11 protein-coding genes and 2 pseudogenes are annotated in these 12,598 nt (G+C 70.6%); 4 read left to right on the top strand and 9 right to left on the bottom strand.

Translation table 11 applies throughout. The annotated features are described in order from the left end of the window. Positions 1-899, bottom strand: an 899-nt coding sequence (gene hemW / locus C1J00_RS26575) for a radical SAM family heme chaperone HemW (protein ID WP_102911560.1), incomplete at its 3' end; no start/stop codon positions are given. 28 nt (positions 900-927) lie between these two features. After that, positions 928-3,147 (bottom strand): SpoIIE family protein phosphatase, encoded by a 2,220-nt coding sequence (locus C1J00_RS26570; RefSeq protein ID WP_102911559.1) that lies wholly within the window; start codon positions 3,145-3,147, stop codon positions 928-930. A 102-nt stretch (positions 3,148-3,249) separates the two neighbouring features. Between C1J00_RS26570 and C1J00_RS47035 the strand changes: the two are divergent. Further along, positions 3,250-3,544: pseudogene (locus C1J00_RS47035) on the top strand (hypothetical protein); the annotation flags it as partial. Between the two features lie 63 nt (positions 3,545-3,607). Further along, positions 3,608-3,775: pseudogene (locus C1J00_RS26560) on the top strand (response regulator); the annotation flags it as partial. A gap of 127 nt (positions 3,776-3,902) precedes the next feature. On the opposite strand, the gene C1J00_RS26550 reads toward C1J00_RS26560, so the two are convergent. Together C1J00_RS26550 and lepA are read right to left on the bottom strand one after the other, a co-directional pair. Continuing rightward, positions 3,903-5,774 (bottom strand): AMP-dependent synthetase/ligase, encoded by a 1,872-nt coding sequence (locus C1J00_RS26550; RefSeq protein WP_102911558.1) that lies wholly within the window; start codon positions 5,772-5,774, stop codon positions 3,903-3,905. A 248-nt stretch (positions 5,775-6,022) separates the two neighbouring features. Further along, entirely contained in the window at positions 6,023-7,891 is a 1,869-nt protein-coding gene (lepA, locus tag C1J00_RS26545; protein WP_102911557.1) for a translation elongation factor 4, read from the bottom strand. Between the two features lie 241 nt (positions 7,892-8,132). Here lepA and rpsT point away from each other — a divergent pair, with 241 nt between their 5' ends. After that, positions 8,133-8,399 (top strand): 30S ribosomal protein S20, encoded by a 267-nt coding sequence (gene rpsT, locus C1J00_RS26535; protein ID WP_033306356.1) that lies wholly within the window; start codon positions 8,133-8,135, stop codon positions 8,397-8,399. Positions 8,400-8,575: 176 nt separating this feature from the next. Here rpsT and C1J00_RS26530 read toward each other — a convergent pair whose 3' ends face one another. Next, the gene (locus tag C1J00_RS26530) at positions 8,576-8,971 is read right to left on the bottom strand and encodes a nuclear transport factor 2 family protein (RefSeq protein ID WP_102911562.1); all 396 of its coding nucleotides are present in this window, start codon (positions 8,969-8,971) and stop codon (positions 8,576-8,578) included. 85 nt (positions 8,972-9,056) lie between these two features. Between C1J00_RS26530 and C1J00_RS26525 the strand changes: the two genes are divergently transcribed. Further along, positions 9,057-9,494, top strand: coding sequence for a VOC family protein (locus C1J00_RS26525; protein WP_102911555.1), 438 nt, complete (start codon positions 9,057-9,059; stop codon positions 9,492-9,494). A gap of 11 nt (positions 9,495-9,505) precedes the next feature. On the opposite strand, the gene holA is transcribed toward C1J00_RS26525, so the two are convergent. The 4 genes from holA to C1J00_RS26505 form a co-directional block, all read right to left on the bottom strand. Continuing rightward, positions 9,506-10,495 carry a DNA polymerase III subunit delta gene (gene holA / locus C1J00_RS26520; RefSeq protein ID WP_180989712.1) on the bottom strand — a complete coding sequence of 330 codons (990 nt, stop codon included), beginning with the start codon at positions 10,493-10,495 and terminating at the stop codon, positions 9,506-9,508. Positions 10,496-10,623: 128 nt separating this feature from the next. Continuing rightward, positions 10,624-10,869, bottom strand: coding sequence for a hypothetical protein (locus tag C1J00_RS26515; protein WP_102911561.1), 246 nt, complete (start codon positions 10,867-10,869; stop codon positions 10,624-10,626). Between the two features lie 38 nt (positions 10,870-10,907). Next, positions 10,908-11,789 (bottom strand): YceI family protein, encoded by an 882-nt coding sequence (locus tag C1J00_RS26510; RefSeq protein ID WP_102911553.1) that lies wholly within the window; start codon positions 11,787-11,789, stop codon positions 10,908-10,910. Positions 11,790-12,013: 224 nt separating this feature from the next. Beyond that, on the bottom strand, positions 12,014-12,598 hold a 585-nt coding region (locus C1J00_RS26505; protein ID WP_102911552.1), incomplete at its 5' end, for an arylamine N-acetyltransferase.

The following is a 12,598-nucleotide window of genomic DNA, read 5'->3' as shown; positions in this document are numbered from 1 at the left end:
GCCCCCCACCAGTCGGCCCCCCGCCAGTACAGCTCGTTGTGCAGGCACCGCCCGGCCTTCGAAGTCGCCCAGTTCGACACCTCGTACCACTCGAAGCCCGCGCCCGAGAGAACCTCGTCCGCGATCAGGTAGCGGTCGGCGTGGACGTCGTCGTCGGTCATCGGCACCTCGCCCCGGCGGATCCGGCGCGCCAGCTGCGTCCCCTCCTCGACGATCAGGGCGTAGGCGCTCACATGGTCCGGCCCGGCCGCCAGCACCGCGTCCAGCGAGGCCCGCCAGTCGTCGTCGGACTCACCCGGGGTGCCGTAGATCAGGTCGAGGTTCACATGCTCGAACCCGGCGTTCCGGGCCTCCGCGACACACGCCTCGGGCCGTCCCGGCGTGTGCGTGCGGTCCAGCACCTTCAGCACATGCTGCCGGGCGCTCTGCATCCCGAAGGAGATCCGGTTGAAGCCTCCCTCGCGCAGGGCCGCCAGATACGCCGGATCGACCGACTCCGGGTTGGCCTCCGTGGTGATCTCGGCGTCCTCCGCGAGCCCGAACTCGTCGCGGACGGCCTTCAGCATCCGGACGAGATCACCGGCGTCCAGCAGCGTGGGCGTGCCGCCGCCGACGAACACCGTCCGGACCGGCCGCGGATCGTCGCCCAGCACCTTGCGCGCCAGCCGGATCTCGTCGGCGAGCGTCTCGGCGTAGTTGTCGCGGGACGCGAGGACCCCGCCGGTGCCGCGCAGCTCGGTCGCGGTGTAAGTGTTGAAGTCGCAGTAGCCGCAGCGGGTCGCGCAGTACGGGACGTGCAGGTAGAACCCGAGCGGGCGGTCGGCGGCCCCGGCGAGGGCGGGCGCGGGCAGCGTGCCGTCGTCGGGGACGGGCTCGCCGTCGGGAAGTGCGGAAGGCATGCCTTCCATTGTCCAGCACCCCGCGGGGTCAGTCCGCCTGGAGCACCAGCAGGGCGAGATCGTCCGCCGGGGGCCGTGCTCCGAACTCGTGCACCAGCCGCTTGATCCGCTCGGCTATCAGCTCCGCGTCCAGCCCGGCGCACCCGGCCAGCGCCGCCGCGAGCCCGTCCCCGTCGTCGAACTGGCGGGAGCCCGAGCGGCGCTCGGTCACGCCGTCGGTGACGCACAGCAGCGTGTCGCCGGAGCGCAGTTCGAAGGTCTCGCTGGTGTAGGTGGCGTCCTCGACGACGCCGAGGAGGGTCTGGGGCCGCGCCGCCGTGTGGACCTCGCCGCCTGCCCCGAGCAGCAGCGGCAGCGGGTGCCCGGCGGAGGCGACGGTGCAGCGGACACCGCCGTCGAAGGGCACGAGTTCCCCGTAGAGCAGGGACAGGAAGCGGGTCTGGGGGCCGTCGCCGGGCGGGGTCGGCCGCGCCCCCGCGGCGACCAGCGCCCGGGCCGCCGCGTCCGCGGCCTCCGTGGCGTCGTCGAGCAGGAGCTGGTTGAGGCGGTCGAGGACATCGGCCACCCGGTAGCCCTCGCGGGCCAGCAGCCGCAGCCAGGGCCGGGCCAGGCCGATCACGACGGCCGCCTCGGGCCCCTTGCCCTGGACGTCGCCGACGGCGAAGCACCAGCGGCCGTCGCCGGCCGGGAACAGGTCGTAGAAGTCGCCGCTCGGCCCGCCCTTGTCGCACGGCTCGTAGACGAGGGCACTGCGCATGCCGGGGATCTCGGCCACGGCACCCGGCAGCAGGCCCCGCTGGAGGACGGCGCTGATGGTGGCCTGGCGGGCGTACTGGCGGGCGGCGCCGATGGCGAGGGCCACCCGGCGGCTGAGGTCCTCGACGAGGCCGGTGATCTCGTCGGGGAAGCCGGCCTTCCCGGAGCGTCCGATGACGAGGGTGCCCAGCGGGCGTCCCCCGGCGACCAGCCGGTACGCGAGGGCCGCGCCGGGCTCGCCGTCATCGAGCGCCCCGCCGGGCCAGGGGTAGTCGACGGGCCCGGACCTGCCGCGCTCCCGGCTGTGCTCGAACGGCGAGGCCCCCGTCGGGTCGAACGGCCGCGGCGGGTCCTTCTCCAGGACGCCGCGCAGCTCCTCGATACGGTTCTCACTGCCGTGCCAGACCCGGGCGAGGCGCGGTCCGCCCGCGCCGGCTCCGCCGCTCCAGCCGCCGCCCGTGGCCTCGTCCTCCAGCCACACGGCGCACCAGTCGGCCAGCCGCGGCACGATCAGCTGCCCGGCGAGGGCGGCGACCAGGTCCTCGTCGAGCTGCCCGGCCAGCAGGTCGGAGGCCTCGGCGAGGAAGGAGAGGGCGCCGCGGCCGAGCCAGGCCCCGTCGGGCCCGTTGCGTCCCTCGCGGTTCTCGTGCCGGTCCCGCCAGTCCCGCAGGTCGTTCCAGTCGCGCAGGCCGTGCGTTCCCTGCGGGTCCGGCCAGTCCCGTGCCTCTCCGCCCTCCCGCGAGTCCCAGGTCTCTCCTGCCTCACGTAGGTCCCAAGGCTCACCCACGCCACGCCAGCTGCCTGCGGCCTCCCCCGCCTCGTCGCCCGGGAGCGGCTCGGGAGCAAGGATCTCCGCCACCCGCAGGCCGACCACCAGCGCGTGCTCCCCGGCGTAGGCCTCGATCTGCTCGCCCGTCGCGCACCCCCCGGCGGGCAGCCGCGCCCAGATCGTCTTGCGGCCCGTGCGGTAGGTGATCCCCCACGCCTCGGAGAGCGCGCCGACGAGCCGCAGGCCGCGTCCGTGCTCGGGGGTGTCGTGCGGCGTCTCCGGCTCGCTGCCGCGCGGGGCGCGGGAGGGGTGGTGGTCGGAGACCTCGACGACGAGCGCGGCCGTGTCCGGGTCGTCGCCTTCCAGTCGGCACTCCATCTCGACGTCGGTGCCGGCGTGCACGACGGCGTTGGTGACGAGTTCGCTGACGACGAGCGCGGCATCGTCGGCGAGGCGGTCGGTGAGGTGCTCGGCTCCGGGCAGGCCGAGCCCGGTCCACTCGGTGAGCGCCCGGCGCACCAGGGTGCGGGCTGCGCCCGGCGCGAGCGAACTGCCGGGCAGGGTCGCGCACGCCCGCGCGTCCCCCGGCGCGTGTGCCTCCGCACAGGGTGCGGTCTCCTCGGAAACGGGCCCCTCCTGGGCGGGCACGGGCGTCTCCCCAGCGTGTGCAGGCGCCTCTGAGGCACGGGAAGCGGTCTCCCGTTGCGTCGGAATGGCCCCCATGGACGGCTCCCCGGGCAGTTCGTACGAATACGCCACAGTCGATGCCGACAGGGTGACAGACTGACCTCGCCCATAAGCGCCGAGTTACCGAAGTGGGCCGTCATGAGTGAGAACCGTGCTACTCCTGTGGTCGAAGACCGGTACGAAGACGGTCAGATTCGTGCATCCGATCTGCGTCCCCTGCTCGGCGCCATGACGGCGACCCGCGACGGCGACTTCACCGAGGTGCCGGAATCCGGCCACGGGACGGTGGCCGAACTCACCGCGGTCTTGGTACGTCACGGCCCGGCTCGACGAGCGGCTCTCGGCCGCCCCGGGTCAGGGCCTGTGGACGTCCCGCGTCAACGACGTGAACCAGCTGCTCGACGCCCTGGTCGCCCCGGCGGCGAACGCCACACATCGACGGCCTGCTGACGGTCGTGTGCGAACTGCTGGACCCCGAGGGCACGGAAGAAGAGGCATGAGCAGCACGGCCACTCACCCCGAACGCGCCGGAATCCTCCTCGCCGACGACATGGAGGAGAACCTGACCGCCCCGGAGGCCGTCCTCGCCTCCCTCAACGAGCCGCTGGTACGCGCCCGTTCCGGCGAGGAGGCGATGAAGGCCCTGCTGCGGCAGCCGATCGCGAGGTGGAACGCCTCAGGACAGAGATCCAGGACTTGAAACGCCGCATAGGGGAAGCCACCTAGGGGCGCGGGGAACTGCGCGACAAGCCACGACGCACCCGCAGCCGCCACACAGCCCCCACCACCCCCTACGCCTCGCGGGACCCGTCGTACATCTCCTCGATCAGATGCTTGTACTCGCGCTCCACCACCGGCCGCTTCAGCTTCAGACTCGGCGTGATCTCACCGTGCTCGACATCGAGGTCCCGCGGAAGCAGCCGGAACTTCTTGATGGTCTGCCACCGCTGAAGGCCCTCGTTGAGCTGCTTCACATACCCGTCGACCATCTCGACGGTCACCGGCGCCGCCACGATCTCCGCGTACGACTTGCCCTCCAGCCCGTTGTCCTTGGCCCAGCCGGTGATGGCCACCTCGTCGAGCGCGATGAGCGCCGTGCAGAAGTTCCGGTCGGCCCCGTGCACCAGGATGTTGGACACGTACGGGCACACCGCCTTGAACTGCCCCTCGACCTCCGCCGGGGCGATGTACTTGCCGCCCGAGGTCTTGATGAGGTCCTTCTTGCGGTCGGTGATCCGCAGGTATCCGTCGGGCGACAGCTCCCCGATGTCGCCGGTGTGGAACCAGCCGTCCGGCTCCAGCACCTCGGCGGTCTTCTCGGGCAGCTTGTGGTAGCCCTCCATGATGCCGGGGCCGCGCAGCAGGATCTCCCCGTCGTCGGCGATCCGCACCTCGGTGCCGGGCAGCGGCTTGCCGACCGTGCCGGTGCGGTAGGCCTCGCCCGGGTTGACGAAGGACGCCGCCGAGGACTCGGTCAGGCCGTAGCCCTCCAGGATGTGGATGCCGGCGCCGGAGAAGAAGTAGCCGATCTCCGGCGCGAGGGCGGCGGAGCCGGAGACGCACGCCCGCAGGTTCCCGCCGAAGGCCTCACGGATCTTGGCGAACACCAGCGCGTCGGCGACCTTGTGCTTCGCGCCCAGCCCGAACGGCACGGACGCGGTCCCGGTCCGGCGGAAGTTGTCCTGCGAGACCTTGGCGTGGTCGCGGGCCACCTCGGCCGCCCACTGGAAGATCTTGTACTTGGCGCCGCCGCCCGCCCGGGCCTTCGCCGCCACGCCGTTGTAGACCTTCTCGAAGATGCGCGGCACGGCCGCCATGTACGTCGGCTGCACCACCGGCAGGTTCTCGATGATCTTGTCGACCCGGCCGTCCACGGCGGTGACGTGCCCGACCTCGATCTGCCCGGAGGTCAGCACCTTGCCGAAGACGTGCGCGAGGGGCAGCCAGAGGTACTGCACGTCCTCGGTGCTGACCAGCCCGGTCGCGGCGATCGCCTTCGCCATGTACGACCAGTTGTCGTGCGGCAGGCGCACACCCTTGGGGCGGCCCGTGGTGCCGGAGGTGTAGATGAGGGTGGCCAGCTGGTCCTTGGTGATCGCACCGACCCGCTCCTTGATCAGGTCGGGGTCCTTCTCGAGCCGGGCCGCGCCGCGCTTCTCCAGCTCGTCCAGGGTGAGGATCCAGTCGGCGGTCTCCACCCCGGCCGCGTCGATCACCACGACATGCGTCAGCTCGGGCAGCTCGGCGCGCTTCTCCTTGGCCTTGGCCAGCTGCTCGGCGTTCTCCGCGATCAGCACCCGGCTCTCGGAGTCCGACAGGATGTACGCGGACTCCTCGGCGTTGGTCTGCGGATACACCGTGGTGGTGGCCGCGCCGGCGCACATGATGCCGAGGTCGGCGAGGATCCACTCGATCCGGGTGCCGGCGGCGAGGGCGACGCGCTGCTCGGGCCGCACGCCCAGCTCGATGAGTCCCGCCGCGATGGCGTAGACCCGCTCGGCTGCCTTCGCCCAGTTCAGCGACTTCCAGTCGTCCGGCCCCTGGCCCGACGACGGGACCGGATACCGATAGGCCTCGGCGTCCGGCGTGGCCGCCACGCGCTCCAGGAAGAGGCCCGCCACGGACGGCGGACGGTTCTCGATCAGGGTCTGTGCGTCGCTCACGACATCCTCCGGGGCCCGCGACAATGCGGCTGGCTCAGGTGCGGCTGGGTTCACTCACGAGCTCTTGTTTAACTCGCGAGTAACTATCGAGCAGGGATCAGAGTAAAGGGCGCCCGGCCCCTGCGTAAGGGGCCGCGGCCTGTCACTTCCTACAGAGAGCTACCCCATATACGGAGGGGCCCGCCGCACTTTCGCACGGCGAGCCCCTGTTCAACCCGGATTGCGGTGTAACCCTCGGTAAACCGTGATTACTTCTTGCCCTTGCCCGACCCCGCGCTGTCATCACTCGACAGGACGGCGATGAAGGCCTCCTGCGGAACCTCCACGGAACCCACCATCTTCATCCGCTTCTTGCCTTCCTTCTGCTTCTCCAGCAGCTTCCGCTTACGCGAGATGTCACCGCCGTAGCACTTGGCGAGGACGTCCTTGCGGATGGCGCGGATGGTCTCGCGGGCGATGACCCGGGAGCCGATGGCGGCCTGGATGGGCACCTCGAAGGCCTGCCGCGGGATGAGCTCGCGCAGCTTGGCGACGAGCCGCACACCGTAGGCGTACGCCGCGTCCTTGTGGGTGATCGCCGAGAAGGCGTCGACCTTGTCGCCGTGCAGCAGGATGTCGACCTTGACCAGGCTGGAGGTCTGCTCGCCGGTGGGCTCGTAGTCGAGCGAGGCGTAGCCGCGGGTCTTGGACTTCAGCTGGTCGAAGAAGTCGAAGACGATCTCGGCGAGCGGGAGCGTGTAGCGGATCTCGACGCGGTCCTCGGACAGGTAGTCCATGCCGAGCAGAGTGCCGCGCCGGGTCTGGCACAGCTCCATGATCGAGCCGATGAACTCGCTGGGCGCCAGGATGGTGGCCCGCACCACCGGCTCGTAGACCTCCGAGATCTTGCCCTCGGGGAACTCGCTGGGGTTGGTGACGGTGTGCTCGGTGCCGTCCTCCATGAGGACGCGGTAGACCACGTTCGGCGCGGTGGCGATCAGGTCGAGGCCGAACTCGCGCTCCAGCCGCTCCCGGATCACGTCCAGGTGCAGCAGGCCGAGGAAGCCGACACGGAAGCCGAAGCCGAGGGCGGCGGACGTCTCCGGCTCGTAGACCAGCGCGGCGTCGTTGAGCTGGAGCTTGTCCAGGGCCTCGCGCAGCTCGGGGTAGTCCGAGCCGTCCAGCGGGTACAGGCCCGAGAAGACCATCGGCTTGGGGTCCTTGTAGCCGCCGAGCGCCTCCGTGGCCCCCTTGGACTGACTGGTGACGGTGTCACCGACCTTGGACTGGCGGACGTCCTTCACACCGGTGATCAGATAGCCCACCTCGCCGACGCCGAGCCCGTCGGCGGCGAGCATCTCGGGCGAGTTCGTCCCGATCTCCAGCAGCTCGTGAGTGGCGTTGGTGGACATCATCCGGATGCGCTCGCGCTTGTTGAGCTGACCGTCGATGACACGGACGTACGTCACGACACCGCGGTAGGAGTCGTAGACCGAGTCGAAGATCATGGCGCGGGCGGGCGCGTCCTTGACGCCGACCGGGGGCGGGACCTCGGCGACGACCTTGTCGAGCAGCGCCTCGACGCCCAGGCCGGTCTTGGCGGAGACCTTCAGCACGTCGTCGGGGTCGCAGCCGATGAGGTTGGCGAGCTCCTCGGAGAACTTCTCCGGCTGGGCGGCCGGCAGATCGATCTTGTTCAGCACAGGGATGATCTTGAGGTCGTTCTCCATCGCCAGGTACAGGTTGGCGAGGGTCTGCGCCTCGATGCCCTGGGCCGCGTCGACGAGGAGCACGGTGCCCTCGCAGGCCGCGAGCGACCGCGAGACCTCATAGGTGAAGTCGACGTGCCCCGGGGTGTCGATCATGTTGAGGATGTGCGTGTCGTTCTTGTCGTGGGTGGGAGCCCACGGCAGACGCACCGCCTGTGACTTGATCGTGATGCCACGCTCGCGCTCGATGTCCATGCGGTCGAGGTACTGGGCGCGCATCTGCCGCTGCTCGACCACTCCGGTCAGCTGGAGCATCCGGTCGGCGAGCGTGGACTTGCCGTGGTCGATGTGCGCGATGATGCAGAAGTTGCGGATCAGAGCCGGATCGGTACGGCTCGGCTCGGGCACGTGGCTGGGGATCGCGGGCACGCAGGGTCCTGATTCTTGAGGCGTCCGCAGTGTCTGCGGTCTCGGGTCGGATCGATACGTAGCCTCCATGGTCCCACGGGTGGGGACCACGGACGGGTTTGGGCCGTGGAAGAGGCCACTGGTAGCCTGGGTGGCTGTGCCTCATGCCCTCTCGCAGGAGGCGCTACCTCAAGAAATCACCCGGTGCGGGAATCGCGCGGTCTGCGTGCGCCCTCGTGCCAGAACCTGAGAAGGCTCATTCGTGGCGAACATCAAGTCCCAGATCAAGCGGATCAAGACCAACGAGAAGGCTCGGCTGCGCAACAAGGCCGTCAAGTCCTCCCTCAAGACCGCGATCCGCAAGGCCCGTGAGGCTGCTGCCGCGGGTGACGTCGAGAAGGCCACCGAGTACCAGCGCGTCGCCGCGCGTCAGCTCGACAAGGCCGTCTCCAAGGGCGTCATCCACAAGAACCAGGCCGCCAACAAGAAGTCGGCGCTGGCTCAGAAGGTCGCCGCGCTCAAGGGCTGACATCTGATGTGACGCCGGAGGGAATCGAGCGGGCCCTCTCTCATCCGCTCCCGTCCGGCACTCCTCGGATCCGCGCGCGGCCTGCGTTCGCCACGCGGGCGCGGATCCAGCAGCTTGAAATCGAAGGCCCCGCCTTCCGCTCTTCCCCAGAGCGGCCGACGGGGCCTTCGGCCCGTTCAGGACCAGAACTCGTTGTTCTTGTCGATGTCCTCGACGCATTCGTCGAGGTCGGTGACCTTGTCGCCGACGATCCGGAAGATGATGCAGCCGGTGTCGTCGAGGGTCCTGCCGTTGCGCTCGGCCGTGAAGCGGGTCATGCCGACCGCGTGACCGCGGCCGTCGACACAGATGCCGATCAACTCGGCGCGCATCGTCCCGTTCGTCTCCGCGCCGAGCCGCTCGTACATCTCGATGATCGAGTCCACCCCTTTGAAATCACCCGACAACGGGTGATCCCCGGGCACGTGGTGGGTGGCGTCCCCAGCGATCAGTTGGCGCAGGGTGTCCATGTCACCGCGCGAGAAGGCCTCGAATCCCTTGCGGACCAGCGCCGCGTGCGGGTGTTCAGCCATGTCGTCCGCCACCTCTCCGTCGCTTGGCGAGTACGGCTGCACTCCCGATTCTCCCTCTGGACGGCTTTGGCGGCACAGTGGAGACATGGACGCAGGCGATGACGCAGACGACAGGAACGTGCTGGCCGGGGCCCGGGTGGCGACCAGGCTTCCCGCTCAGGACCTGGACCGGGCGCGGCGCTTCTACGCGGAGAAGCTCGGTCTGGAGCCGGTCGACGAACGGCCCGGTGGGCTGCTGTATCGCTGCGGCGGCGCGGAGTTCGTGCTGTTCCGGTCGACGGGCGCCTCGCCCGGCACGTTCACCCAGATGGCGCTGGAGGTCGACGCCATCGAGGCCACCGTGGCGGAGCTCAAGCGGCGCGGTGTGGTCTTCGAGGAGGTCGACGTGCCCGGCCTCCGCACGCAGGGCGGAATCGCCGAGATCGAGGGGCACTACCCAAGCAAGGGCGCACGGGGCGAACGCGGCGGCTGGTTCCACGACAGCGAGGGGAACCTGCTGGGAATCGGTCAGCCCCTGTACTGAGTCCCGCGGCCTCAGCCCCGGCCCCGGGAGCGGGCCGCCCGCGCGATCGTGACCACTGCCTTCTCCAGGGCGTACGCGGGGTCGTCGCCCCCGCCCTTCACCCCCGCGTCCGCCTCGGCCACGGCCCGCAGCGCGATCGACACCCCGTCCGGAGTCCAGCCCCGCATCTGCTGACGCACCCGGTCGATCTTCCACGGCGGCATCCCCAGCTCCCGCGCCAGATCGGCCGGCCGCCCTCCACGCGCGGACGACAGCTTCCCGATCGCCCGGACGCCCTGCGCGAGCGCACTGGTGATCAGGACCGGCGCCACCCCGGTCGCCAGCGACCAGCGCAACGCCTCCAGGGCCTCCGCCGTCCGCCCCTCGACCGCCCGGTCGGCCACCGTGAAGCTCGACGCCTCGGCCCGCCCGGTGTAGTACCGCCCGACGACCGCGTCGTCGATCGTCCCCTCGACGTCCGCGACCAGCTGCGACGCCGCCGAGGCCAGCTCCCGCAGATCGCTGCCGAGGGCGTCGACCAGCGCCTGGCACGCCTCCGGCGTGGCCGATCGCCCCATCGTCCTGAACTCGCCCCGCACGAAGCCCAGCCGGTCCGCCGGCTTCGTCATCTTCGGGCAGGCAACCTCACGCGCCCCCGCCTTGCGCGCCGTGTCGAGCAGTCCCTTGCCCTTGGCTCCGCCCGCATGCAGCAGCACGAGGGTGATCTCCTCGGCCGGGGCGCCCAGGTACGCCTTCACGTCCTTGACCGTGTCGGCCGACAGGTCCTGCGCGTTGCGTACGACCACGACCTTGCGCTCCGCGAAGAGCGACGGGCTCGTCAGCTCGGCGAGCGTGCCGGGCTGCACCTGGTCCGGGGTCAGGTCCCGTACGTCCGTGTCGGCGTCGGTGGCCTTCGCGGCGGCCACCACCTCCTGCACGGCACGGTCGAGGAGCAGGTCCTCCTGGCCCACGGCGAGCGTCACCGGGGCGAGCGGGTCGTCTTGCGCTGTCTTCCTGGCCATCGCGACAAGCATCCCACGCGCCACTGACAGCGGGCACCGACGGACCCGGACGTGCGGCGAACGCCGGGTCGCACCCACATGGGCGGTCCCACGCACACGAGCGGTCCCACGCACACGGGCGGGGGCGGCTACGGCTCCTCCCGCCAGCCCTCCCACTCACCGGCCAGCCCGTCCAGCTCCCCGGGGTCCAGCCGCCCGTCCTCGTCCCGCAGGGCGACCAGCCACTGCGCGTCCTCGGCATCGTCCTCCCCGGCCAGCGCGTCCCGCACCACCCGCGGCTCCTCGACGACCCCGAACCGCTCCCGCAGCGCCTCCACCACCTCTTCCGCGGCGTCACGATCGGGCAGCACCAGTACATGTCGCACATCACTCACGCCGGACATTGTCCGACACCGTGTCGCGGCCCGGCCGCTCAGCCCTTGCGGACGACCTGCACGTCGAGGTCGACCCTGATGCTCGGCCCCACCACCGCGATGCCCCGCGCCAGCATGGTCTGCCAGCTCACGGTGAAGTCGTCCCGGTGCAGCTCGGTCGTGGCCCGGCAGGCCGCCCGGACCTCGCCCTCCATGCCGTTGCCCAGCCCCAGGTACTCCGTGTCCAGCGTGACCGTCCGCGTCACACCGTGCAGCGACAGCGCCCCCGTCACGGCCCACCGGTTCCCGCCCTTGTGCAGGAACCGGTCGCTGTAGAACTCCAGCGTCGGGAACCGCTCGACGTCCAGGAAGTCCGCCGAGCGCAGATGGTCGTCGCGCATCCTCATGTCGGTGTCGATGGACGCCGCGTCGATCACCACGTGCATCGCCGAGCGCTCCACCGGATCGGTGAGCCGTATGACCCCCGCGAACGACTTGAACCGCCCGTGGATCCGGGCCAGTCCGATGTGCCGCGCGGTGAAACCGATGGTGGAGTGCGCCGACTCGATCTCCCAGTCACCGGCATCGGGGAGCTCCGGCGGCCGGGCCACCTGGAGCGTCACGTCCCCGAGGGACGCGAGCGTGTTCTCGGCGACCTGCGTGGTCGCCCGGTAGGGCGTGTACCCCTCCGCCGACACCGCGAGCCGGTACTCCCCCGCGGGCACCGTCGTCACGAACGACCCGTACGGGTCCGCTCCCCCGCTGACCACCGGCCGCCCCGCGGCGTCCGTGACCGTGAACTCCGCGTGCCTGACCGGCTCGTTGACCGGGTCCAGCACCCGGCAGGCCAGCACTCCCGCGCTCGGCGGTGTCTGCAACGCCGCCAGGGGACTCGTCCGTTGCACCCGGCTGGTGCGGCTTCCCCGCCAGCGGCCGATCATCCACGACTCCCTCAGTGGCTCGAAATCGCCTGTTGATCACTGTTGATCACACATCGCCGAAGAAGCATTCGACCACCGGTGAGGCTTTCGCGGCAACACGGGACCACATCACGGGAATCCAGCAGATGTGCTGGTTCTACGCATGAGTAGCCCCATGCAGCCCCCGTGTGTCCGCGTGTAGCATCGTGTAGCCCCATGCGGCCCTGTATGGCCGGAAATGGCTTCTACGCGAGATCGCGCAGCGCAGGCACCTCGTCGAGCCCGATCCCGAACCGCTCCCGGTACACCCCCAGCACCTCCTCGTCCGTCTCCAGCTCTCGCACCTCCCGCGTCCCGTCGGCCGCCGTCGTCGTGAGCCTGCGCCCGCTGAGCGTGATCCTGCCTCCGTCCTCCGTCACCAGCGAACAGACCAGCGACCGCGTGAAATGCGACACCGGCGACGTGCTGTGCCACCACGCGCCGACCACGAAGTCGCCGAGCACCCGCGGCCGCACCTCCATGCGGTACTGCGGTGTGCCGCCCCGGAGCACGTCCAGGTCCGCCGCCTCCACCGTGCCGTGCCCGCCACGTACACCGGCCGCATCCGGCTCCGCCTCGGTGATCCGGAACGTGCCGCCCGGGTCCTCCTGTTCTCCCCGGTCCCCGAACGCCAGCGGAAGGTGGCTGTGCGCCCCGAACCCGACATCGGCCAGCCAGTCGCCCCCGTCCACCGTCCGCACCCGCAGTGCGAGGTGGTCGTAGGGGATCCCGAGCCGCCCCTCGTCCCCGTAGACGCGCGCCGCCAGCAGCGCCACGTCGTACCCCAGGGC

It is taken from the genome of Streptomyces cahuitamycinicus (assembly GCF_002891435.1).
GTDB lineage: Bacteria > Actinomycetota > Actinomycetes > Streptomycetales > Streptomycetaceae > Streptomyces > Streptomyces cahuitamycinicus.
Note: the sequence above shows the minus strand (reverse complement) of the source record. Positions and strands in the feature narration are given on the sequence as shown.

Bases quoted from the DNA above. Each gene is read 5' to 3' on its own strand.
- C1J00_RS26510 (WP_102911553.1), bottom strand. From the start codon at position 11,789: ATGATCGGCCGCTGGCGGGGAAGCCGCACCAGCCGGGTGCAACGGACG.
- holA (WP_180989712.1), bottom strand. From the start codon at position 10,495: ATGGCCAGGAAGACAGCGCAAGACGACCCGCTCGCCCCGGTGACGCTC.
- C1J00_RS26530 (WP_102911562.1), bottom strand. From the start codon at position 8,971: ATGGCTGAACACCCGCACGCGGCGCTGGTCCGCAAGGGATTCGAGGCC.
- C1J00_RS26570 (WP_102911559.1), bottom strand. From the start codon at position 3,147: ATGGGGGCCATTCCGACGCAACGGGAGACCGCTTCCCGTGCCTCAGAG.
- C1J00_RS26525 (WP_102911555.1), top strand. From the start codon at position 9,057: ATGGACGCAGGCGATGACGCAGACGACAGGAACGTGCTGGCCGGGGCC.